Genomic DNA, 22,498 nt, shown 5'->3' with positions numbered 1-22,498 from the left:
TACGGCCCATAGTGGACTTTCACCACCTAGCTAATACCCATGCCGGGCGCACTAGGCAAGGAAACACGTCCTTAAAAGAACGTATTTCCTTGCCCGTTTTCAAAAAAGACCATCCCAGGTCCGGCGCCTAAAGAATGATCTTTTCTTAAAATAATTAGTTGTTAGTGTTGATAACTTGCTTGCCATCGTAGTAGCCGCAGTTAGGGCATACCATGTGGGACTTACGAAGTTCACCACAGTTTGGGCAAGGAGTTAAGCCAGGGACATTCAACTTGATGTGACCCCGACGCATACGCTTCTTAGCTTTTGAAGTCTTCCGTGCTGGTACAGCCATGTTTGACACCTCCTAATAATTAATTATCCACAAATGGTTTTTAACCGTCCGCTACTTTTTATCATCCTGATCAGGCAATAACTTTTGTAACTTCGCGAGACGTGGATCAACTTTTTTATTCTTCTGCTTGTCTGCCGCGTAGTCATCCTCAGCGATGACGGACCAGCCTTTGCCGCTTGGCATTGGCTTCCCGGCTTTTTCATCCGCAGAAAGGACCCGGAGCGGGACCTGCTCAACAATATTCTACGCCAAGGCAGTATCGAAGTCAATCAGTTCACGATCCTTCAGTAAGAAGACAACCTCATCGTCTTCATACCGGGAAAAGTGGCTGCGATTATCAATATAAGTCTCGGTAAAGTTAAAGTCAAGCGGGAGCTCAACCGGGGTCAGTGAACGACTGGATGGGACCGTCAGTGTCGTCTTAACATTGGCACTTACCGTCGCATCCCCGCCGTCATAAGTAACATATCCGTCAACCTTGACGGGGTCAACCCCCAAGATAATATCCGGAAATAGTTTAGTCAATGATGCGTTCAGATCAAAAGTACTCTGAATATGAAGTGGCTCATTTTGATAACGATGTAGTTCTTCTAACGACCATTTCATCGTACTAACCTCCTAATGCAACATGTGCAATTATACTAGTCTCACCCAGGGGTTGTCAATGCTTTTTCCTTGACAGGTTTACCGGGCTAAACGACCGCTCATATTTTACCATAAACTAACGAATTATCAGTGGCGGGTGCTTGAGGTCCTGGTCGGCCGGTGTGAAGTTTTGGTAAAGCTTCCCGGCCCGGTAATCCAGGTTATACAGGTCCTCTTTCATCTCCTGGGAAACTTTGGTAAACATCGGCACCGCCACCCTTTTCTTCACCTGGTGGAGGTATTCCTGTCCCCGCTTGTTGAAACCAAGGATGTGGATAAAGGGCTGGTCGATATGGGCCGCCATTTCATCCTCCGTCAGTTGGAGGGTCGTGTACAAGCAAAGACGCAGCAGGTGGGCATAGGTATAACGCTTGGTCTTGATGCCATGGATGAAGCCTGGAAAGGTTAATTTCCGTTCCGCAAACTCCTTCATCCGGTGCTCCAATCCTTCCGCCATCTGGTAGGTCTGGGCCAGGGTGGCAACAGGAGCCTGGATCAGCTGGTTACGCAAAAGGGGGTAGAGGGCTGCCCAGGAAGGCACCGTTGCCACCGCTTGAAGCACCGGTAACATTGCCGGGGGCACGGTAGGTGCAAACGCAGCGTGTTCCTTGACGGCCTCCCGAATGGCACTCGCGCTGGCAATTTGCCCGTGGATCTCCTCGTCGTGGTAGTTACTCCCCCGCCTGGCAATTGGGACCAGGTTAATCGGGTAGTGATGGGCACTGACCGCCTTGGTATAAGCAAATGCCAGAATGTCATTGGGATCTTTTAGACTTACGCCGGTCCGTTGGGCAAGCTGGTCATTAAACTGGGTGGCGTAGGTTTCGTTGTACTGTTTCAACGCCTGTTGGTTGAAATCACGGGCGGCGGCGACTAATTTTTTGAAGTCCCAGTCCGGATGTTCAGCCCCAAAGGCCACGTTCTTAACCTGCAACTGATTCAAAAGGCCCAAAGCCCCCGCCGCAAACCGGTGGGCCGGCTGGCAGGCATAACAGATGGGCAATTCTACCACCAGGTCAACCCCGTTCAAGAGCGCAGCATGGGCCCGCTGCCACTTGTCAACAATGGTTGGTTCCCCACGCTGGGTAAAGTCCCCGCTCATGACCGCCACTGCTACATCCGCGCCCGTCACCTGTTTAGCCTTTTGGACGTAGTAGCGGTGGCCATTATGAAAGGGATTAAATTCAACTACAAGCCCAACGGCATCCATCTTCTCACCTACTTTTGACACTCAAAAAACCACCGGGTTGTTGTCTTATCCGGTGCCTGCCGGCCAAAATCTGCCGTCACCGTTATCTGCTTAAAGCCGGCCTGCTTTAGTGCCGCTATTAACCGTGACTGGGGGTAACTACGCTCAAAGTGGGTCTCCCCAACCCGTTGGTAGTTACCATCCGGTAGGCGGTTAAAGAAGGTCAGGTCGTGAATCACGCCGTGTACAACGTCGTCATCCACAAAACTTTGCCACAGGAAGGCCCGCTCGTGGTCATCGTCCTGGTAGTTATACATGTACCCTGGATAGACCTGGTCGGTTTGGTAGGGCGTGATTACATCGAAGAGGAAGCGGCCACCAGCCTTCAGGTGCTTTTTGACCTCCCCAAAAGTTGTCTTTACGTCTGCCAAATTTGGTAAATAGCACAGTGAATCGGCGTAACAGGTCACCAGGTCATACTGGGGAAAAGCCTGGAGGTCACGCATATCAGCTTCCACCAGGTTCAAGGCCACGCCAGCCTCCTGGGCATGCTGGCTCGCAATCGACAGCATTTCCGCCGAAAAGTCAGCAACCGTCACGGTCAAACCGGCCTGCGCCAATAAAATGCCCAGTCGACCGGCACCACCCGCTAGGTCCAAAGCGTCTAAAGTCCCAGCTGGGCATCGGTCGAGGGTGTAGTCGCGCCAATCCTTATAAAGGTTTTCGTCAAACAACTGGTCATATAGTTGGGCAAAGCTCTGGTAAATCATTAGTCCTTAATCCACTTATCCAGGTTGACCAGTGGTGCTTCGGACCATAACTTTTCCAGGTTATAGAAGTGCCGGGTCTCTTCCCGAAAGACGTGAACGACGACGTCACCCAGGTCAATCAGGACCCACTTGGCATGATTCTTACCTTCCACGCTTCCAATTTCTACCTGGTTCTCGTGGGCCTTTTCAATGATGGCATTGGCAATCGCCTGGACCTGCCGGTCGGATCCGCCAGTCATAATCACGAAGTAGTCGGCCATTGGGCTGATTTGGTCAACCTGCAGGGTGGTAATATCTTCTGCCCGCCGGCCATCAGCGGCCTTAACAACCATTTCTAATAATTGTTTGCTTTCCATTTACTCAATTTCCTTTCTATATGCTGGTACCCAAGCATTATAGGTTTCAATTGTCTTTGGGTACACTGGACTGTTGTGTTCAATCAGGTATTCAAGGGTCTGCTTAGTCTGGTAGGCCACCCCTGCGCCCAGGTTAGCGTTGGTGATTTTCCGGGCTTTTTCAACACCAGGGAAGTCACGGCCCGGCTCGATGTAGTCCGCCATGTAGACAACCTGTTCAAGGGGAGTCATCACGGCCGCTCCCGTGGTATGGTGGCGCACTGCGTTGAGAATATCTTCATCCCAGATACCCAATTCATCCTTAATAAGCTCGGCGCCAACGACCCCATGCCAAATTGCGTTCCCGTAGTTCAGCAGTTCGGGGTCGAGCCCCTTCTGGTGGATCTCATTGATGAAGTCCTCGTCCGGACGCTGCTTGGCGTAATCGTGGCATAAACCAGCGATACTGGCTTTTTCAACGTCAACGTTGTTCTGCTTTGCTAGCTTGATGGCGGTTTGCTCAACCCGCAACACGTGGTGAAAACGCTTGTCACGTAATGCATCGTGAAGGCGGGCAACGAGTTCAGCACGGTCAAGTGGAATGTAGTGGTGTATATAAGTGATTTCCTCAGTCATGATATAGATGATGCTCCTTAATAAAATCAGCAACTTTCGTCGGAAGTAAGTAGTTGACAGACTGCCCCCGCCGAATTCGTTCCCGAATATCACTCGAACTGATGTCAACTTCTGGAATATCAACCCAAATTACCGGGTACTTAGTCGCGTTCTTCGCATGCGGCCGCTGCACCCCGACAAAGTGAAAGCGGGGCAGCTTAATCAGGTCATCAATCCGGTGCCACTTATCCAGGTAGTCAACCATATCACCACCGATGATAAAGTAGTAGTCCGTATCCGGGTGTTGGCGGGTCAGTTGCTCCATCGTATCGTAGGTATAGCTCACCCCACCCTGGTCTAGTTCGGTCCGCTCAATGCCAAGCAGCGGGTTTCCCTGAATCGCAAGCTCCAGCATTTGCAAGCGGAGGTCGCCGCTAACCGCATCCTTGTGGTCAACGTGTGGCGGAATCGCATCCGGCATTAACTTCACCTTATTTAGGCACAGCGCATGGCCTACCTGGTCGGCAACCAAGAGGTGGGCATTATGAACGGGATTAAATGTCCCCCCGTAAATACCGATTCGCCGGTGATGGTCAGCAAGTGGCTGGACCTTAACTGCCGGCTTAACTTTTGAATACACTTGACAACCCTGCATAGTTAATCTTCCTTACTAAATTTTAGCAACACGGTTCGAGAGGTCACGCAGGTCCTTGTTATCGGCAACCTTAAACAGCACCAGAACCCGGCCAATCACCTGGACAACCTGGATAGCGGTGTTGTCTTCAATAAACGCCTTAACCTCATCTGTCGTAACATCAGCATTCTGTAAAATGTTGACCTTGATTAATTCGCGCCGGTTGAGGGCCCCATCCAGCTGGGCCAGCCAGCTATCCGTGAGTCCTTCCTTACCAACGGCAAAAATCGGTTGCAGGTGGTTAGCCTGCGCCCGTAAGAATCGCTTTTGTTTTCCTCTTAAATGCATATTTCTACCTCACTAAATCATTGCTTTGCGGACCAGGGCGGCTACCCCTTTAGGGACCCAAGCGGCCACCGTCGTCCCCGCTGGAACCGTAATCCAGCCCAGACCTTCAAAGACAATATCACTTTTTTTATTTACCCGGAACTCCTCCCGTTCCAGTGGCGGGAACTGGTCCTTCTCATCCACCGTTGGGGGTGTTAATAAGTCCCCCAGGTGCTTTTTATAGAAGGCATCCGCATTAGTTAGTTTGGTCCGGTGGAGGGTCAAATTATTGTCAAAGTAAGTGACAAAACCCGCGTGGGGGCCCTTTTCATAGTCAAAGCGGGCCACCCCACCGATGAAGACCGTCTGGCCGGCATCAAGCTGGTAAGTCCGTGGCTTAATTTCCTTTTGGGGCGCCACAATTTTGAGGTCCTTTGCCGGTAAGACATGGGCCATTTGATGGGGGTGGATAATTCCCGGGGTGTCAACCAAGCGGTGGCCATCATCCAGGGGAATCTCAATTTCATCAAGAGTCGTCCCGGGGAAGCGAGAGGTCGTAATCAGGTCCTTGACTCCCGTCCGCTGCTTAATGATTTGGTTGATCAAAGTCGATTTACCAACGTTGGTAACCCCGACAACATAAACATCTTGACCATGCCGGTACTTTTCAATTGTGTCTAACAAGTTATCAATCTGGTGGTTCTTCTTTGCGGAAACCAGGACTGTATCAATCGGTCGCAATCCCGCCTGGTTGGCCTGCTGGCGCATCCAGTCGCGGAGCTTAGGCCGCCGCAGTGACCGGGGCAGCAAGTCCTCCTTATTACCGACCAGCAGTACGGGATTATCACCAACAAAACGGTGCAGGCCCGGGATCAGGCTGCCATTAAAGTCAAAGATATCGATAACGTAGACAATCAGCGCGTTGGCGTCCCGAATTTGCCCCAACAAACGTAGGAAGTCGTCGTCGGTTAGCGATACTGGGGCAATCTCATTGTAGTGCCGCAGGCGGAAGCACCGCTGGCAGTATAGTTCGTCACTGTCCAGTCCCTTCTTGACTGCGGACGCGGGAGTATAACCCACTTTCGCCGGGTCAGTCGATTGGATCACTGCTCCACAACCGATGCAACGTAATTCCTCATCTTGTTCAGTCATTCAAATCCTCCTGCCATTTTAACTGTGGATACTTATTCTTCAACTGCTTCCAAATACGCCGTTCAAAGAAGCGGTTGATCCGGGTATCCCACTTATCCGTATTAAGAAGGGGCTTAACCAGGATACTGCGCACACCCGCTTCGTGGGCCGCAACCATGTCGGTAATCAGCTGATCGCCGACCATTACCACTTCATTCTTGGCCAGGCCAAGCTTGACCCGGGCGCGATTAATCCCAAAACTAAGGGGTTTTAACGAACGGGACATGAACGGCAGGTCAAGGTTAGCGGTTGCCTTTGCTACCCGGTCCTTACTGTTATTAGAAATCACGATCAATGGAATTCCCGCCACTTTTAACGATGTCATCCATTGTCTTAATTCCGGCGTTCCATCGGGATTATTCCAGGCAATCAGGGTGTTATCCAGGTCACTGAAAACTGCCCGGATGCCATGATCCTTCAACTGGTCTGGCGAAACAGTATAAATACTTTTTACCATCCAAGTCGGTTTAAATATTTCTAGCAATGTTGCACCTCGTTAATTCTTTATTAGATTAATTATAGCGATTGTGAATTCTAGTTTCAATTAACATCAAAAAAAGTCACCCACCCGGTAACAGATGGATGACTTCATTCAAGTTGGAATTAGTTGAGAGCCTTCTTAGCTTCGTCAACAACCGCAGCAAAAGCCTTTGGGTCGTTAACAGCCAGGTCAGCCAACATCTTCCGGTTGATGTCGATGTTAGCCAGCTTCAAGCCGTGCATCAGCTTGCTGTAGCTGATTCCGTTGATCCGGGCACCAGCATTGATCCGGGCGATCCAGAGTTCACGGAACTTACGCTTGTTGACCTTCCGATCACGGAAAGCGTAAACGTAACTCTTCATTACTTGGTCCTTGGCAGTCTTGAATAAACGAGACTTTGCACCACGGTAACCCTTTGCTAACTTCATAACGCGCTTACGACGTGCACGCGTAACAGTTCCACCTTTAACTCGCATGTTGAAATCCTCCTACGTATTTTTGATTATTTAGTATGTGAAGTTTACTTGAATGGCAGTAACTTCTTGTAACGCTTTACGTTGGACTTGTCCATCATGCTCAAGCCACGTAATTGACGACGTTGCTTCTTAGTCTTACCGTGGAAACGGTGGCTAGTAAATGAGTTACCACTCTTGAATCCACCTTTAGCAGTACGCTTAAAACGCTTTGCAGCAGCGCGGTTAGTCTTCATCTTTGGCATAAGAAAATTCCCTACTTTCTTAAAATTATTTCTTTGCTTTATCAGCAGCTGGGGCGAGTGTTAAGAAAATGCTCCGCCCCTCCATCTTTGGACGTTGAACAACAGTAGCAATGTCTGACGTTTCATCAGCCATCCGTTCAATCATGTCACGACCGATATCCTTATGCGTAATGGCACGACCACGGAAACGGAGTGAAACCCGCACCTTGTCACCCTTAGCAATGAACTTACGAACCCGCTTCAACTTAACATTGAAGTCGTTCGTATCGATTGATGGGCTCAGGCGAATTTCCTTGATCGTTACTGTCTTTTGTTTCTTCCGAGCTTCACGCTCTTTCTTTTGCATCTCGAAACGGTACTTACCGTAATCCATAATGCGGGCAACCGCTGGACGAGCCTTTGGTGCAACCAGCACCAAATCAAGATTGGCATCTTCTGCCAACTGGAGCGCTTCACGCTTGGACTTGATCCCTAATTGTTCACCATCTTGACCAATTAGCCGCACTTCACGTGCACGGATACCGTTGTTGACAATCATATCTTGTGCTATGGCAACGCACCTCCAATTTTATTAGCGAAAGATCAAGCAAAAAAAGCGGGGTGCAAACTGCATCCCGCTTTATCAAAACGGACCTTACCTGTCCGTTCAATTTCATCTCGTCAGCCCGGCAATCCTTATCACCTAGGCGAGAAGCGGGTGCTTCTGCTTTTTCTTTCAACGCTTTCTAGAATAACGAATCTCTTCTTAAATGTCAAGATAATTATCCCTTATTCCGCAAATTCTGACCGGTCATCGGCATTTCACGGGAAAGAAACTTGATTCGTTCCATAATTCGCTGGGCCTTTAGGGGCTCACGGTCACCCTGGGTGTCAATTGCCAGGTGGTTAGCCGCTAGTTCATCCATTGAAAAGTTAGAGCTGAAAAAGGTCGGTAGTTCTTCTTGCATCCGGCATTCAAGGATGATCCCCAAAACATCGTCTCTAACCCACTTGCTCATCGCATCGGCCCCAATATCGTCAAGCATCAGGATGGGGGCCTTCTTTACCGCTGCCAGCTTCTCGCTGGTGCTGTTGCTTTTAATTGAGTTCCGCATCTCCACCGCAAAGCTCGGGAAGTGCATCATGGTCGTGGCCACACCCTTCGTCTTGGCAAGCTCGTTGGCAATTGCCCCTAGCAGGAAGGTCTTGCCAACCCCAAAATTACCGTAGAGGTACAGGCCGGGCTGGAAATGTCCCGGCTGGTAGCTTTCTGTAAAGGCCACCGCCGCCTTCAAGGCCGCTGTCCGGGTTGCCGTGGCGTGCTGTTCGTCAATGTAAAAATCGTCTAAGGAAGCGTGTTGAATAAACTTTGGCATATTAATCGACTGAACCAGCCGTTTAATGTGCCGCTGGCGTTCCTGTTCCATTAACTGCTTAGTGGGGACATAGGTCACGTCAATCTGGCCCGAGTTCAAGACCAACTGGGGAGAATAACCCGGGGCCACGGTAGCTTCACCCTGCTGACGGAGCTGCTTTTCATGGTAGAACTCATACAGTTTCGATTGGCCACTTCGTACCATTTCTTTAGTGATCTGGTCACGGTTGGCACTGAGGAAGGATTGAACGTCATCGTCCGCCATCACTTTTTTCATCAGCTCAGCAATGTTGGTGTTAATGTTCTTTCCCCGCATGATTCCCTGGAGTGATTCATTTAAGGACTTCATTATTGGTCACCACCCTTTCTTCCTTTCCGCTTAGCGAGCATGGCCTGAACTTCTTTCAGCGCCTCGGGGGACGCCTTCTTATTTAGTTGCTGGGTATCCGTCTTGCTCCATTTTGGCATCTGTTCTTCAACCTGCGGCCGGCGGTAAGCAAAGCGACCCTTGGACGTCCGCTGCTTGCCCCGTTGCTCCTGAAAGTTCTTTAGCTCCTGAAGGGCCCCTGGCGCATCCTTGACCCCCGCCTTAATCCAGCTATTGGCAATTGCGTCAACAAAGCTGGCCTTCAGGTTAGCATTGTCAAGGTCGGCAATGATGTACCAGGAAAGAATGTTAATGACTGCTGAATCAAGCTTAACATCATTAACCAGGTGGGTTAGGATATGGCGTTCATTCGCACTTACAAAACCACCGGTCTGTTCCTTCAAGCCCTGGAGAAATTCAACCGGTGCATAATCGGCCGCACTCTGCAAAAGCTGGCGGTCCTTGGCCGTTAGCTTGACCGGTGAACTAGCGGACTGGTTAGCAGTCGCTGGAGGCGCCTGGTGACCAACCTGCTGGTAACGACTCGCAACGATCCGCTTGAACTTTGCCGGGTTGAAGTGGTTGTCGGCTAGGTCAACCGCCTGGAGGACCAGTTTAGCCATTGTGGACTCATCAATTCCGTATAGCTGGTGCTCAACCTCGATTAACTGCCGGGCCGCACTCAGGTCCTTTTTCATCACTGGCTGCTTTTTAACTAACTGAAAAAGGGTCGGCCAGTCAAAGTCACTTTGTCCCGCCCCTAGCTGGGGATGCTGGTCAACGTTCGTTTGCTCGCGGGCATTCTTAATCGTGGTGGGCGTCTTAACTAGCGACTTGTTGGCCACGTGGAACTCGTCAAGGAAGTGGTGGCTAACGTTTTCTAAGGACGGCGAAGAGGCCAACTGGTAACGCCGGGCTTCCTTGACCAACTGTTTAAAGTGACTATCCCCTACTGCCTCAAGGAGGAGGACACTAAGGAGGTCGTCTTCAATGAAGGCCGCCGGTGTGAGGGTCGTCTGCAGTTGATAGACGAAAAAGGTTCCCTGGCCATCTTGCCCCCGGTAGGTTTGGACCATCCCCACCGCTTCCAAACGGTGCAGGGCCCTTGCCAACTGGGAAGTTCCTGCATTTAATTGGCGGATAATGTTTGCCTGTAAACGGCGGTCTGCCAAGGTAGGCTGGAAAATCAGCTGGGCACGGAGGGCGTAAAAAAGGCCAAAAGCCGTTGGTCCTAACACCGGCTGGTAAAAACTGGTAAAGACCCGGTCGTTAAAGTTGACAAAATCGCTGGCAGCAGTGACCAAGAATCCCGCTTGCGGGTTAAATTCGTCTTCCTGCGCAGTCATTGCCACTCCTCCTACTTCTTTTCACCCTTATGTTCGTCCTTTACCATCGTCTCTAGTTCGCTCATAAAGGCATCGACGTCTTTGAACTGCCGATAAACGCTGGCAAAGCGGATATAGGCGACCTCGTCAACGCCCTTTAACTCGTTCATAACGTACTTACCAATCAGCTGGCTAGAAATTTCGTTCTCACCCAGGCTCCGGACCTTCTTTTCCACCTTATCGGTCATCTTGGTCAGCCGCTCCATACTAATTGGGCGCTTTTCCGCTGACCGCACAATCCCATTGAGGATCTTTTGCCGACTGAACTCCTGGCGCGTGCCGTCCTTCTTGATAACCAAGAGGGGGGTCTGCTCGTAGCGTTCAAAAGTGGTAAAACGAAAGCCGCAGTGGATGCATTCCCGGCGCCGGCGTATAAAGGTACCATCCTCACTGGGCCGGCTATCAACAACTCGTGATCCGTTACGGTGACAATGTGGACACTTCATGCGCTTTCCTCCTTAATTGCTTTAATACTTTATTTTACCATAATCACTTTGCCCCAAGGTAGTCAACTAACTTAGCGACCTGACGCCGCAGTTCATTTAAGGAACCATCATTGTTGATCACCATGTCCGCTCTGCGGGCCTTTTTAGCCAATGGCCACTGGGCGGCAATTCGCTGTTCGGCCACCGTCCTTGTGTATCCGTTGCGGGACATCAGGCGTTGGACTTGGCGATCATGACTGACCGTAACAACGACAATTAGGTCACATTCCTGGTCGTAGCCCTGTTCAAACAGGAGGGGGGCGTCCAGGATTACGAATGGGATGTCCTGTTTTTTAAAAGCGGCTAGCTGGTCCATAATTGTCTCCCAAATCAGGGGCTGCATGATTGCGTTTAGTTGGTGACGAACGCCGGTATCACTAAAGGCCATTTTACCAAGGGCCCTCCGGTTTAAATGACCATCCGCTGTTAAAATTTCCCGTCCAAACTGGCCCACCAGCTCACTTAGGCCTAACTGACCAGGCTGTTGGAGGCGGTGGGCAACTTGGTCCGCATCGACAATCGGCAGGCCCACCTGACTGAGCATCTGACTGACGGTCGATTTGCCACTCGCAATTCCCCCGGTTAAGCCCACTACTTTAGTCATTTCTTTTCCTCCACAAGCGGCTGGCAGTGCGGACAGAAAGTCGTCCCCCGCTAGGCAACCTTGATCTTTACCATCTTCGTTCCACAGCGTGGGCAACGGTCACCAGCGTGTCCATAGGCGTTCAGCCGTTCTTGAAAGGCGCCGGCATCCCCAAAGGCGTTGGTAAAGCTGTGGACAGTCGTGCCCTTGTACTTCGTTGCCGTGGCCAGTTCCTTGATGATGTTATCGTGGAGGGCCTTCACCTTAGCTGGCGGAATCGTATTAGCCGCTTGTTCCGGATTAATTTTACTCATCCACAGGACCTCATCGGCGTAAATATTCCCCAGTCCGGCGACGTGGCGTTGGTTCAATAGGAAGGGCTTGATCTTCCCCCGGCTACGTGCCAGCTCTTTTTGGAAGAAGTCGCGGTGAAAGGCCGCGGCCGTTGGTTCCGGGCCAATCGTCTTTAGCCCCCCAACCTGGTTCTCCTCGCCGGTTTTGACCAGGGTCATCCGGCCAAACTTCCGGGTATCGTGGTAGCAGAGTTCACTGCCGTCGGTAAACTGAAAGACAACGTGGGTGTGCTTGTCAATTGGTCCCCCAATCGGCTGGTTGAAGTACTTACCCTCCATCCGTAAGTGGGAAACCATCGTCAGGTTATTCGTAAAGCGAAACAAGAGGTACTTCCCCCGCCGGTCAACGTCAGTAATCGTCTGGCCAATCAACGCCTGACGGAACTTTTCGACGTCGTTGGTAATTGTCTTGCCGTAGTAAACATCAATTGCTTGGATTTTCCGCCCCTTCGCAATCTTTAATAATCCGCGACGGACGGTTTCAACTTCTGGTAATTCCGGCATTTTATTGCCCCCTTACTTAAGATCGTACCAGGTATCGCCGACCTTACTGTCAACCTTTAACGGTACATCCAGTTTCACCGCTGAGTCCATTACCTGTGGTACCAATTTCTTCAAAACCGGGATCTCGTCTTGTGGCGCCTCAAAGACTAGTTCGTCATGGATCTGGAGGAGCATCTTAGCCTTGAGCTGACGCTGGTCAAGCTCTCTTTGCATCCGAATCATCGCAATCTTAATGATATCGGCCGCACTACCCTGAATTGGCGTGTTCATCGCCGTCCGTTCCGCAAAAGACCGCCGGTTAAAACTCTTCGCGTGGATGTCCGGCAAGTAACGACGCCGGTGGGTAATGGTCTCCACATAACCGTGCTCCCGGGCAAAGGCAATAGTGTCGTCAATGTACTTCTTAACACCAGGGAACTCCTTGAAGTAGTTCTGGATGAACTCGTGGGCCTGGGCCCGGGTGACGTGAATCCGCTGGGCAAGGCCATAGTCACTGATACCATAGACGATTCCAAAGTTAACGGCCTTGGCCCGCCGCCGCATGTTGCGGTCAATTTCAGCATCCGGCCCTAGGTGGAAGATTCGCCGGGCCGTACTTGCGTGAATATCCTCACCGTTTCTAAAGTCTTCCTGGAGATTCTTATCCCCAGTAATGTGGGCTAGGACCCGTAATTCAACCTGGGAGTAGTCAGACGAGAAGATTTGCCATCCGGTATGGCTAGGCACGAAGGCCTGCCGAATCAACCGCCCTTCCGGCAGACGAACAGGGATATTTTGCAGGTTCGGGTCAACGGACGAGAGCCGCCCTGTCTGCGTCAGGGTCTGAAGGTAACGAGTATGGATTTTCTGGTCGCTGGAGTGAATAACTTTCAAAAGGCCGGTAATGTAAGTTGACTGTAACTTAGCAATCTGCCGGTATTCCAGGATTTGTTCAACAATTGGGGCCCGGTCAGCCAGCTTCTCCAAAACGTCCACGGCCGTTGAGTACCCCGTCTTGGTCTTCTTGATAACTGGTAACTTCAGTTTTTCAAAGAGAATATGGCTCAGTTGCTTGGTGGAATTGATATTAAACTCCTCGCCGGCCTCTTCGTAAATGCCGCTTTCAATGTCAGCTAACCGTTCCTTAAGCTTACTGCCCATGTTTTTAAGGGTTTGGGCATCAACGTGGACACCGGTAATCTCCATTTTTGCCAGAACCCTGGTCAGTGGTAATTCAATGTCGGTATAGAGCGGGGTCTGCTTATTTTGGTTAAGTTTTGTAAAGAGAGGCGCTTTCAGATCATTAATTGCCCGGACTTTCTGGACAAGGTGGGTAAAAAAGGTCTCATCGTCATCGGGGATGGCCCGCTTAGCACCCTTGCCGTATACCTCTTCATCGGTACGAACGTCATGGTAATCATGCTCCAAGGCCACCTGACCAAGATCGTTACTGTTATCATTAGTATTAAGTAGGTAGGAAGCAAGCAGGAGGTCAAAGTCGACCGCCGCCAGTTCGATGCCGAGCCTATGCAAACCAACAATATGTGCCTTGGCATTAAAGACGTTCTTGTGAATCGTTGTTGACTCCAGAAGCTTCTTCAACGGGGCCTGTTTAAGCAACTCGGCGTCCCGACTGACAAACCAGTGACTGCCATCCCCCAGGGCAAAGCCAGCAAATGGAGACAAGTGGTAGTTAGCTTCTGGCATTTCGAGGTAGAAGCTGACCTCACCACTCAGTTGATCAAGCTCGCCAAGGTTATCGGCCGTTAATTCGGTATAGGTAACTGGCTTAACCTGGTCTTCCCCCTCTTCGGGGGCAACGTTCATCTTAGCCAGGAAGGACTTAAAGCCCATCTGCTGGTAAAAGTCAATTAATTCTTCCGTCTGCTCACCCTCGTATTTCAGGTCCTTCAGACTGATCTCTAAAGGCGCGTCCCGGAGAATCGTTGCTAAGGTCTTGCATTGACGGGCAACATCTTCATCCTCAATCAGGTGTTCCTTCATCTTGCTCTTCTTCAGGTCGTCAATGTGGTCATAGAGGTTTTCAACCGAGCCGAACTGCTTTACCAGCTTGATGGCAGTCTTTTCACCAACCTTAGTGACACCGGGGTAATTATCCGAAGTATCCCCCATCAGGGCCTTCATATCAATAATCTGCTTAGGGGTGATGCCAAGTTTTTCCTCTACGTGAGCCGGTGTGTAGTGTTCAGTATCCGTAACCCCCTTATGAGTGACGGCAACCGTGGTATGGTCACTTGCCAATTGGGTAAGGTCACGGTCCCCAGTGACCACTAACGTCTCGTAACCAGCGTCGTCAGCTTCCTTAGCAAGGGTCCCGATGATATCGTCCGCTTCGTAGTTCTTTAATTCATAGCTATGAAGCCCACTTGCCCTTACCAACTGGTGGACATAGGGTAACTGTTCCATCAGCTCTTCTGGTGTCTTGTTCCGTCCCCCCTTGTAATCGGCATACATTTTGGTCCGGAAGGTCTTCTTGCCGGCATCAAAAGCCACCAGGGCAGCGTCCGGGTGGAAGTTATCAAGGACGTGGTCCAACATTAATTTAAAGCCGTAGATTGCCACGGTGTGCAGACCGTCCTTATTAGTAAACTTATCGATTTGGTTGTGCATCGCAAAGAATGCCCGAAAAACAATACTATTTCCATCAATCAGTAATAATTGTTTGGCCATGTAGTTATTCGCTCCGTTCCTTTTTTTCTACTAACTAATTGTACCAAAGATTAGGGGTTATCGTTAACGTCATGCTGGTGTTCATCCGCTGATTAAAGAAAAAACGAGTCGGAAATTACCGACTCGTTTTTTCTTTAATCTCGGTTACTCATTCCAAAGATTTGTAGGAACGAGATGAAGAGGTTAATAAAGTCTAAATATAACTGTAAAGCACCGATGATTGCCAGTCCCGCGACTGAATTAGCGGTACTGTAATTAAGGTAAATCTGCTTCATCTTTTGGGCATCCCATGCGGTCAGGACCACAAAGATAATTACCGCAATGAACGAGAAAATATAAGCAATTGCCGGGCTCTTCAGGAACATGTTGATTAGGTAGGCAATGAAGAGTGCTACCAGGGCTGCTAGGGCTTGGGAGCCAAACTTACTGAGGTCTCGCTTGGTAACCGTCCCGTAGATTGTCATCGTCGCAAAGACTGCTGCAGACGACACAAAGGCCGCCGCAATGTTCGTCCCGGTATAGGCTCCGGCAATCAGTGCAAACTCAACCCCGTAGATGATGGCCACCACCATTAGCATGATGAAGCTCCCCACCGGGTTCCGGGTGGCACTAAAGCTGATACCCATTGTTAAGGCGAATGGCAATAACAGGATTAACCAGACCATCCCTGGGTGGACCCCAAAGTAGCCCATTACCGCATTCCGGAAAGTCGTCATTGTCTGCCACGCACTAAGCGCAGAAACAAGAACGGCTAATGTCATATATCCGTACATTCGGGTCAGGAATGTATTTAAACCAGCCTGGTCCGCAACAACACGCCGGCCAGAATCGCCAGGAAAGTTATTCATTCTTATTCCTCCTCAAATTATTTTTCGGTACTGTCAAGAATACCATACCGTCGCGGTGAAGGGGGCAAGAATGCTTACTTATTAAGCAATTCTTTGAATTTGTCCTCGTACTTCTCAATATCTCCAGCACCCATAAAGATCACTACGGCGTCGTGGTACTGGCTCAACTTGTCGATTGAGTCCATATCAATTCCTTCGCTACCCGGGATCTTGGCTTCCAGGTCTTCACTCGAAACACTGCCACTCTTTTCCCGAATAGAAGCAAAGATTGAGGTCACGTAGACCTTGTCAGCGCGCGAGAGGGTCTTAGCAAAGTCATCGATGTAGGCCGCCAGCCGCGAGTAAGTGTGGGGTTGGAAAACCGCCACGACCTCTTTATCAGGGAACTTCTGCCGGGCCGCATCGATAGTCGCCTTGATCTCGTTCGGGTGGTGGGCATAGTCGTCAATCAGCTTATCCCCGGCCACGTCGGTTTCACTAAAGCGCCGCTTAACACCGTGGAAGTTAGCCAGTTCCTTCTTGATTTGGTCCATGTCGACATGCTCCATGTAGGCAACAGCCAGGACAGCCAAACTGTTTAAGATACTGTGTTCACCATAGAGGTGGATGGTGAAGGTCCCCAGTTTCTGGTCTTTAAAGTAGGCATCGTAAGTCGAGCCAGCCGGTGTCCGCTTGATGTTTTCTGCCCGGAAGTCATCCTTTTCACCTGTCCCGTAATAGTAGACGGGAACATCGACGTCCAGCTTCCGCAGGTTAGCATCGTCGCCCCAGGCAAAGATGGCCTTCTTAACCTGCCGGCCGTAAGTTTCAAATGATGCCCGTACATCATCAATATCTTTGAAGTAGTCCGGGTGGTCGAAGTCAATGTTTGTCATGATGGCGTAGTCGGGGTGGTATGCCAAGAAGTGGTCACGGTACTCGTCCGCTTCAAAGACGAAGAAGCGGTCGCCAGCACTCCCCTTGCCGACCCCATCACCAATGAGGTAGCTAGTTGGTTCAACCGCTGCCAAAACGTGAGACAACAGTGCCGTGGTACTGGTTTTCCCATGGGCCCCGGCAATTCCAATGCTAGTGTGGTTGACAACCTCGTTTTCAACCGCTTCCGGATAGGTCAAGATTGGTAGGCCCATTTTCTTCGCCTGCTGAACTTCGGGATGGTCATCGGAAAAGGCGTTTCCTTTGATCACCGTCATTCCCGCCTTCAAGTTAGCCGGGTCAAAAGGCAAGATCTTGATTCCCGCCTTTAGCAGGGGTCCCTGAGTGAACGTTTCCTTTTCGATGTCCGATCCTAATACCGTGTTGCCCTTGTCGTGAAGGATCCGGGCCAAAGATGCCATCCCGGTCCCCTTAATACCAATAAAATAATAAGTCTTCGTTTCCATCATTAATTTCCTTTCTGACTAGCAGGGAAAAAGGGGCCTAAAAAGCACCCCGCCTGCTAAGCAAACTACCTTTTGTCCCCTAAATCATATAGCATTCCTGATTTTAAGCAATAGTGATTTAACAATTTTGATAATTATTTAGCAGGGAAGAAGGTGTCAGCCTTTGCAAAGTCGACAGCTTCACCAACTTCTTGCCAGTCATCAGGAATAATCCACAGGCCCTTCTTGTCGGGAGCATTCTTCATCCGCAATTCACGGAAGCCGCAAAGCATCCCGTCACTTTCTACCCCCATGAGGGCCCCCGGCCAAATAATCTTACCATCAGGCATCATTGCGCCGGGCCTGGCAACAACGACCTTAATGCCCGCCTTAACGTTTGGTGACCCGCAAACGATCTGGACAGTCTGGTCAGCACCAATCTGGGTCTTAGTAACCTTCAGGTGGTCAGACTTCGGGTGGTCCTTTAATTCTTCAACATAGCCCACCACAAACTTTGGATCGTGGTCCGCGGTGAGTTCTGCATCAAAGCCAGCAGCGTGAATCTGCTCGTTCAACTTGGCGACCGCTTCATCACTTAAGAAGACCTGGCCGTTTTGCCCCTTCAGTTCTGGCAAAAGTTGACTTGCGTTCATAAAGTTGTAGCCAAGCAACTGCTGGTCCTTAGCCGTGGTAATTTGGGCAACATCTTTGTTGACCTTGCTTACCTGCGCACCATTATCTGGTGCCGTGATTGTTACTAAAATATCGCCCATTTCGCTGGGATTATAACTCGCAATTAGCATCGAATGTTCCTTTCTTAAATAACTGATTCCCGCCCAAAATAAAAAGGGCGCAACGATAGCGCCCACTTCTATTAATTTGTTCAAGCGGGTCGGATTGACTTGCGCTTTATATTTTACTTCAATTTACGCAAAAAATCTTCCACTTGTTGCTTGGTTTTTCGATCTTTATTGACAAAACGGCCAATTTCTTTGCCATCCGCGTAGGCAACAAAGCTAGGAATGCCAAAGATATTTAGCTTCGCCGCCAGGTCAATGTTTTCGTCCCGGTCAACTTGCAGGAAGGTGAATTCCGGAAAATCCTTCTCAATCTCGGGCATTGCCGGTTTGATAAAGCGGCAGTCTGGGCACCAGCCAGCCGTAAAGAACAGGATATACTTCCCCTTCGCCAGCTTCTGTTGCAATTGGTCTTCCTTCATAACGGGTAAACTTTCCATTTGACCATCCCTTTCCTGATGTTTATTTTTTACTATATCATATTCTAAGCTTATGAAAAGTAAGTTGCACTTTTGGACTTATTTGGAGAAAATGTTACAATAAGATAACATTAATCGCTAATAAATAAATTACAAAGGAAGCAATTCAATGAATGATTCGAACAACACGCTTAATCCATGGTTAATTCCGGTGACGCTCGGTGCCTCCGGGGTGGCTGGCTTCGTGGCTGGTAAGCTATTTGGCAAACGGCCTATTTCGGCCAACCGGGCACTCAAGCTGATTCGCCATGACTTTGCCCGCGAAGGAACCATCACCGGCAGCTGGATTGACCACCGCCGCGTCCCCTTCCAACGCTACGCCGTTAAGACTAGCGCCTACCGGGGCGGATTGACGCGGCTATAAGACAATGAACCCGTCAACTACGAGTTCCGGGTGGATGCCTACACCGGCAGCCTGCTGGAACTCAAGCGGTTGGCAGACGATTAAATTAAAATTCCCCAGCAAGGTCAAAATACCTACTGGGGAATTTTTTTAAGCAAAGTGGGCAGTCAGTTTGTAAATTGGTTGTCCCTTGGCCGCAAATTTTTGCTCGTATTCGGTTTCAACGTTGTGCTCATTTTCATCACTGTTGTGGAGGTCGAGCCAGACCCCATCAAACTTCATCCCATAGTTATTCATGCTCTCCAGGGAGAATTCAAAGAAGCCCATATTATCCGTCTTCAGCTCGATGGTCCCCTGCTCTTTCAAGATAGTTTGGTAACCATCCAGGAAGGTGTGGTAGGTCAACCGCCGCTTGGCGTGACGCTTCTTAGGCCAAGGGTCGGAGAAGTTTAAATACATCCGGTCAATTTCGTGGGGTTCAAAGTAGTTAGTGATATCTGAACCATCCCCGCAGACCAGCTGAAGGTTGGGCAGGTCTTCTGTAAGGGCCTTCTTCAGGGCAATCGCTGCGACCGTCTCCTGAATTTCCAGGCCGATGAAGTTGACCTCTGGGTGGGCCTTGGCCATTCCGATGATGAACTGGCCCTTTCCCATCCCCACTTCCAGGTGAATTGGCTGGAGCTTTTCAAAGCGTTCTTGCCACTTCCCCTTCACTTCTTCAGCATTCGTCACCATTTTCTCTGGGTGGGCCGCTATTAACGGTGCTGCCCATTTTTTATGTTTTACACGCATATTAATATTCCTCGCTCAGTTTTTTCATTCGTAGTTTAAAGTAAAAGTGGGTTAAAAAGGCAAGCTCGATGCCCGCTAAGACAAGGTTGGTCAAGAACTGCCCCCAGTCAACCCGGAGGCCAATGCTGGCAATAACGATCAGCCCCGATTCAATCAGGGTCACCCGGGCTAACAGATACTGGAAGTCCGCCACCCGCTCATTTTTGGTAACCGGGTACAGGTGGGTAAAAACATTCCCGTCGTACTGGTCAAAGAGCGGCATTAACTGGGTGGCAATTAAGTAGATGAATAACAGGGCCATAACCGTATTCAACCAGTGAACCGGAATCAAGAAGGTGAGGACCATCCCCAAGACAGTCAACCGACTGACAATTCCACTAATCTCGGTGTTACGGACAAAGCCCCGGGCGTAGATGTACGACCAGGGATGCTTGCCAACCGTCAGCCACTTGATCAGGCCCGTTGCCCACTTCCGTCGTTTGACATTCCCCTGGACACTTGGGACGTCGGTAAAGAGGTTAAAGAAGCGGTAGACGCTGTACATCCGGTCCTCTTCCATCTTGATAGCCGCCCGCCAATCAACCATCAAATCACGGTATACCAACCGCATTGCTAGGTCTACGACGATTGCCACGATAAGACCCACCGTGGGGGTCACCAGCCAGGTTGCTAAGGCCGCTAGGGCGGGGTTAACCCAGTACTCTGCCCGGGTCCGCCACTGAAAACGCGCCCACCGCATACTAATTGACTTACGGGCGGTAAATAGCCAGTCATCCTTACTGACCATCGCGGTCAAAAAGATGAAGACAATGTCAACCGTCGATAACTTTTCGGTCGTCATGGCAAACGGTAGGGCCACGAAGGTCCCCGCAATGGTAATCAGCTCACCCAGAAGCAGACTGTAAAAAAAGGCCTTTTTGAGGTAGGCCTCCATTGCCGTTACCTGGGGTAAAAGGAATACCGGGTCGGGCCGCTTCAAAAGGGTTGCCAAGCGACCGAACTGGGCAATTGCGACAAACCAGATCACCAGTAGCCAGCGACTCCACCACAAGTGGGGACCCAGGGTTGGTAGCCACTGCCCATAAACGTAGTCCAGCGCGCCGAAGAGGAAGAAGAGGGCGATTACGAAGTGGTCATTAAATACTAGCCGCCAATACTTTAACAGCATCATAAAGTGGCGCTGGCGCCGCGTTGCAAATAAGTTATTCATTTTGCTCATCCCTTGCTAAGCCAAGATAGATCTCATCAAGTGACTCGTCCGGCCGGTCAGCCTGTGCCCGCAGCTCGGCCAGGGTTCCGTGGGCCTTGACCTGGCCGTTAGCAAGCAGGACGAAGCGGTCACAGTACCGCTGTGCCGTGTCCAAAACGTGGGTCGACATCAAAACCGCAACCCCCGCCGCCTTCTTTTCGGCAATCAGATTTAACAGGTCATGAACGGCCAGCGGATCCAGGCCGTATAATGGTTCATCCACGATCAGCAGCTTGGCATCCGTCATGAACGCGCAGCAGATCATCACCTTCTGCTTCATCCCCTTAGAGAAGTTTGCCGGGAACCAGTCCAGCTTGTTCTCAAGCCGGAAAGTCTTCAGCAGCTTGTTCGCCCGCTGCCAGGCCTGGTCATGGTCCAACTGGTAGGCGTTCATCGTCAATTCCAGGTGCTCTCGTAAAGTTAACTCATCGTAAAGGATGGGCGTTTCGGGAACGTAGGCAATCTGCTTCTTGTACTCGTTGGGGTTGTCCTGAAGGTTCAGACCATTGAGGGTGATCTCCCCGGAAAATGGCCGCAGAATCCCAATAATGTGGTTTAACGTCGTTGACTTACCAGCACCGTTGAGGCCAATCAGGCCGACCAATTCACCGGGCTGGACATCCAAGTTCACTTTCTTTAACACTGGTATTTGGGAATATCCCCCAACCAGGTTCTTCACTTCTAGTGCCATTAATATGCCTTCCTTACCAACTTTCGTTTTCAAAAATTCATTATACCATACCGTAAATTCATGCAGTTTGGAGTAAATTTAGGTATACTAAGATTAACATAACATTAAAGGAGTGGTACTTATGACTGATTGTATTTTCTGCAAAATAATTAATGGTGAAATTCCTAGCTACACAGTTTACGAAGACGACGTTGTGAAGGCCTTCTTAGATATCTCACAGGGGACACCGGGCCACACTTTGGTCGTCCCAAAGAAGCACGTCAAGGACATCTTTGCCTACGACGAAGACCTTGCGGCAGCGGTCTTCTCCCGGATCCCAAAGATTGCCCGGGCCATTAAGCAATCTAACCCCGCTATCAAGGGCATGAACATCATTAACAATAATGGTGAGGTTGCTTACCAGTCCGTATTCCACTCCCATATCCACCTTATTCCCCGCTACACCGACCAGGACGACTTTAAGATGATCTTCAAGGATAACTCCGGCAAGTACAACGAAGAAAAGTACCAGGAAATTCAAAAGGCCATCGCTGACCAATTTAAGGACGCCCAATAATGCAAGCAATTAAAAACTTTATTAGTGATGTGAAAAAGCTGGGCCAGGAGGGTAAGCAGCTCCAGGCTAACCTGGCAAAGCTCCAAAAAGCCCTACCGGCAGTGACCGAATACCAGCAGGAAGTAACGACATTGATCGACAAATGGAAGTTCAAAGACCAACACCGTCTTGACCGGATTCAAGAGATTGTCGAAAAGTTGAATAAGCGGTTTAAATAAAACGGTAACGGAATTTCCGCACTTACAAAAGCTGGGCAATGGACCATTAATTAATTCATTGCCCGGCTTTTGTGTATCCATGTCATTATCCAGCGCCATATTCATGTCAAGTACACAAAAAATCCGCACTGCGCCTTTTAAAAACGCAATGCGGATTTTTGAAAACGGGCAAGGGGTTGTGACAAAAAGCCTCTGAATCAGAAGCTCCATTCGGAATTTAACAA

General features: G+C 49.9%; 28 protein-coding genes, 1 pseudogene and 1 other annotated feature. Of the genes and pseudogenes, 3 read left to right on the top strand and 26 right to left on the bottom strand.

Annotated features, from left to right (window positions below):
• Nucleotides 1–154: 154 nt before the first annotated feature.
• From rpmF to FD32_RS03700, 23 genes and pseudogenes are all read right to left on the bottom strand, one after another.
• Complete coding sequence (rpmF, locus tag FD32_RS03810) at nucleotides 155–334, bottom strand: 50S ribosomal protein L32 (protein WP_047770556.1); 180 nt, start codon at nucleotides 332–334, stop codon at nucleotides 155–157.
• 51 nt (nucleotides 335–385) lie between these two features.
• A pseudogene (locus tag FD32_RS03805) lies at nucleotides 386–940 on the bottom strand (DUF177 domain-containing protein).
• 115 nt (nucleotides 941–1,055) lie between these two features.
• Nucleotides 1,056–2,189, bottom strand: a complete 1,134-nt coding sequence (locus FD32_RS03800; protein ID WP_047770554.1) for a nucleotidyltransferase — start codon at nucleotides 2,187–2,189, stop codon at nucleotides 1,056–1,058.
• A gap of 8 nt (nucleotides 2,190–2,197) precedes the next feature.
• Entirely contained in the window at nucleotides 2,198–2,938 is a 741-nt protein-coding gene (locus FD32_RS03795; protein ID WP_047770552.1) for a class I SAM-dependent DNA methyltransferase, read from the bottom strand.
• Nucleotides 2,938–3,294 carry a ribosome silencing factor gene (rsfS, locus tag FD32_RS03790; RefSeq protein WP_056962113.1) on the bottom strand — a complete coding sequence of 119 codons (357 nt, stop codon included), beginning with the start codon at nucleotides 3,292–3,294 and terminating at the stop codon, nucleotides 2,938–2,940. Before rsfS ends, FD32_RS03795 begins: the two co-directional genes overlap by 1 nt.
• Nucleotides 3,295–3,909 carry a bis(5'-nucleosyl)-tetraphosphatase (symmetrical) YqeK gene (gene yqeK, locus FD32_RS03785; RefSeq protein WP_047770548.1) on the bottom strand — a complete coding sequence of 205 codons (615 nt, stop codon included), beginning with the start codon at nucleotides 3,907–3,909 and terminating at the stop codon, nucleotides 3,295–3,297.
• Entirely contained in the window at nucleotides 3,902–4,543 is a 642-nt protein-coding gene (locus tag FD32_RS03780; protein ID WP_047770546.1) for a nicotinate-nucleotide adenylyltransferase, read from the bottom strand. Before FD32_RS03780 ends, yqeK begins: the two co-directional genes overlap by 8 nt.
• Before the next feature lie 15 nt (nucleotides 4,544–4,558).
• Nucleotides 4,559–4,870, bottom strand: coding sequence for a ribosome assembly RNA-binding protein YhbY (yhbY, locus tag FD32_RS03775; RefSeq protein WP_047770545.1), 312 nt, complete (start codon nucleotides 4,868–4,870; stop codon nucleotides 4,559–4,561).
• Nucleotides 4,871–4,882: 12 nt separating this feature from the next.
• Nucleotides 4,883–6,001 (bottom strand): ribosome biogenesis GTPase YqeH, encoded by a 1,119-nt coding sequence (gene yqeH / locus FD32_RS03770; RefSeq protein ID WP_047770544.1) that lies wholly within the window; start codon nucleotides 5,999–6,001, stop codon nucleotides 4,883–4,885.
• On the bottom strand, nucleotides 5,994–6,524 hold the full coding sequence (locus FD32_RS03765) for a YqeG family HAD IIIA-type phosphatase (RefSeq protein WP_047770542.1): 531 nt from the start codon (nucleotides 6,522–6,524) through the stop codon (nucleotides 5,994–5,996). The genes yqeH and FD32_RS03765 overlap by 8 nt, the downstream gene beginning before the upstream one ends.
• Nucleotides 6,525–6,643: 119 nt before the next feature.
• Complete coding sequence (gene rplT / locus FD32_RS03760) at nucleotides 6,644–6,997, bottom strand: 50S ribosomal protein L20 (protein ID WP_047770540.1); 354 nt, start codon at nucleotides 6,995–6,997, stop codon at nucleotides 6,644–6,646.
• A gap of 44 nt (nucleotides 6,998–7,041) precedes the next feature.
• Nucleotides 7,042–7,239, bottom strand: coding sequence for a 50S ribosomal protein L35 (gene rpmI, locus FD32_RS03755; protein ID WP_047770538.1), 198 nt, complete (start codon nucleotides 7,237–7,239; stop codon nucleotides 7,042–7,044).
• Between the two features lie 25 nt (nucleotides 7,240–7,264).
• Nucleotides 7,265–7,777: a translation initiation factor IF-3 gene (gene infC / locus FD32_RS03750; protein WP_047770536.1), complete on the bottom strand. Its 513-nt coding sequence runs from the start codon at nucleotides 7,775–7,777 to the stop codon at nucleotides 7,265–7,267.
• Between the two features lie 43 nt (nucleotides 7,778–7,820).
• Nucleotides 7,821–7,954: a sequence feature (ribosomal protein L20 leader region), on the bottom strand.
• 46 nt (nucleotides 7,955–8,000) lie between these two features.
• Nucleotides 8,001–8,942 carry a primosomal protein DnaI gene (dnaI, locus tag FD32_RS03745; protein ID WP_047770534.1) on the bottom strand — a complete coding sequence of 314 codons (942 nt, stop codon included), beginning with the start codon at nucleotides 8,940–8,942 and terminating at the stop codon, nucleotides 8,001–8,003.
• Entirely contained in the window at nucleotides 8,942–10,306 is a 1,365-nt protein-coding gene (locus FD32_RS03740; RefSeq protein ID WP_047770532.1) for a DnaD domain protein, read from the bottom strand. Before FD32_RS03740 ends, dnaI begins: the two co-directional genes overlap by 1 nt.
• Nucleotides 10,307–10,317: 11 nt before the next feature.
• Nucleotides 10,318–10,791, bottom strand: a complete 474-nt coding sequence (gene nrdR, locus FD32_RS03735) for a transcriptional regulator NrdR (protein WP_047770530.1) — start codon at nucleotides 10,789–10,791, stop codon at nucleotides 10,318–10,320.
• 43 nt (nucleotides 10,792–10,834) lie between these two features.
• On the bottom strand, nucleotides 10,835–11,434 hold the full coding sequence (gene coaE / locus FD32_RS03730; protein WP_047770529.1) for a dephospho-CoA kinase: 600 nt from the start codon (nucleotides 11,432–11,434) through the stop codon (nucleotides 10,835–10,837).
• Nucleotides 11,435–11,484: 50 nt separating this feature from the next.
• Nucleotides 11,485–12,270: a DNA-formamidopyrimidine glycosylase gene (gene mutM / locus FD32_RS03725; RefSeq protein ID WP_047770527.1), complete on the bottom strand. Its 786-nt coding sequence runs from the start codon at nucleotides 12,268–12,270 to the stop codon at nucleotides 11,485–11,487.
• A 12-nt stretch (nucleotides 12,271–12,282) separates the two neighbouring features.
• Nucleotides 12,283–14,940, bottom strand: coding sequence for a DNA polymerase I (polA, locus tag FD32_RS03720; RefSeq protein WP_047770525.1), 2,658 nt, complete (start codon nucleotides 14,938–14,940; stop codon nucleotides 12,283–12,285).
• 134 nt (nucleotides 14,941–15,074) lie between these two features.
• Nucleotides 15,075–15,788 (bottom strand): Bax inhibitor-1/YccA family protein, encoded by a 714-nt coding sequence (locus FD32_RS03715; RefSeq protein WP_047770523.1) that lies wholly within the window; start codon nucleotides 15,786–15,788, stop codon nucleotides 15,075–15,077.
• A 74-nt stretch (nucleotides 15,789–15,862) separates the two neighbouring features.
• Nucleotides 15,863–17,170, bottom strand: a complete 1,308-nt coding sequence (murC, locus tag FD32_RS03710; protein ID WP_047770521.1) for a UDP-N-acetylmuramate--L-alanine ligase — start codon at nucleotides 17,168–17,170, stop codon at nucleotides 15,863–15,865.
• 134 nt (nucleotides 17,171–17,304) lie between these two features.
• Nucleotides 17,305–17,952, bottom strand: a complete 648-nt coding sequence (ytpR, locus tag FD32_RS03705; RefSeq protein WP_047770519.1) for a YtpR family tRNA-binding protein — start codon at nucleotides 17,950–17,952, stop codon at nucleotides 17,305–17,307.
• Between the two features lie 113 nt (nucleotides 17,953–18,065).
• Nucleotides 18,066–18,386: a thioredoxin family protein gene (locus FD32_RS03700; protein WP_047770517.1), complete on the bottom strand. Its 321-nt coding sequence runs from the start codon at nucleotides 18,384–18,386 to the stop codon at nucleotides 18,066–18,068.
• Nucleotides 18,387–18,534: 148 nt separating this feature from the next.
• Between FD32_RS03700 and FD32_RS03695 the strand changes: the two genes are divergently transcribed.
• Nucleotides 18,535–18,789, top strand: coding sequence for a hypothetical protein (locus tag FD32_RS03695; protein ID WP_235803752.1), 255 nt, complete (start codon nucleotides 18,535–18,537; stop codon nucleotides 18,787–18,789).
• 129 nt (nucleotides 18,790–18,918) lie between these two features.
• Here FD32_RS03695 and trmB read toward each other — a convergent pair whose 3' ends face one another.
• Genes trmB through FD32_RS03680 form a run of 3 tightly spaced genes read right to left on the bottom strand, consistent with a single transcriptional unit; the run spans nucleotide 18,919 to nucleotide 21,500 of the window.
• Nucleotides 18,919–19,560 carry a tRNA (guanosine(46)-N7)-methyltransferase TrmB gene (trmB, locus tag FD32_RS03690; RefSeq protein WP_047770515.1) on the bottom strand — a complete coding sequence of 214 codons (642 nt, stop codon included), beginning with the start codon at nucleotides 19,558–19,560 and terminating at the stop codon, nucleotides 18,919–18,921.
• A 1-nt stretch (nucleotide 19,561) separates the two neighbouring features.
• Nucleotides 19,562–20,770, bottom strand: coding sequence for an ABC transporter permease (locus FD32_RS03685; protein ID WP_047770513.1), 1,209 nt, complete (start codon nucleotides 20,768–20,770; stop codon nucleotides 19,562–19,564).
• The gene (locus FD32_RS03680) at nucleotides 20,763–21,500 is read right to left on the bottom strand and encodes an ABC transporter ATP-binding protein (RefSeq protein WP_047770511.1); all 738 of its coding nucleotides are present in this window, start codon (nucleotides 21,498–21,500) and stop codon (nucleotides 20,763–20,765) included. Before FD32_RS03680 ends, FD32_RS03685 begins: the two co-directional genes overlap by 8 nt.
• A 121-nt stretch (nucleotides 21,501–21,621) precedes the next feature.
• Between FD32_RS03680 and FD32_RS03675 the strand changes: the two genes are divergently transcribed.
• Nucleotides 21,622–22,056, top strand: coding sequence for an HIT family protein (locus tag FD32_RS03675; RefSeq protein ID WP_047770510.1), 435 nt, complete (start codon nucleotides 21,622–21,624; stop codon nucleotides 22,054–22,056).
• A complete protein-coding gene (locus FD32_RS03670; protein ID WP_082611618.1) occupies nucleotides 22,056–22,274 on the top strand; it encodes a hypothetical protein in 219 nt (72 codons plus the stop codon). The genes FD32_RS03675 and FD32_RS03670 overlap by 1 nt, the downstream gene beginning before the upstream one ends.
• Nucleotides 22,275–22,498 lie beyond the last annotated feature (224 nt).

Source organism: Limosilactobacillus panis DSM 6035 (genome assembly GCF_001435935.1).
GTDB lineage: Bacteria > Bacillota > Bacilli > Lactobacillales > Lactobacillaceae > Limosilactobacillus > Limosilactobacillus panis.
Note: the sequence above shows the minus strand (reverse complement) of the source record. Positions and strands in the feature narration are given on the sequence as shown.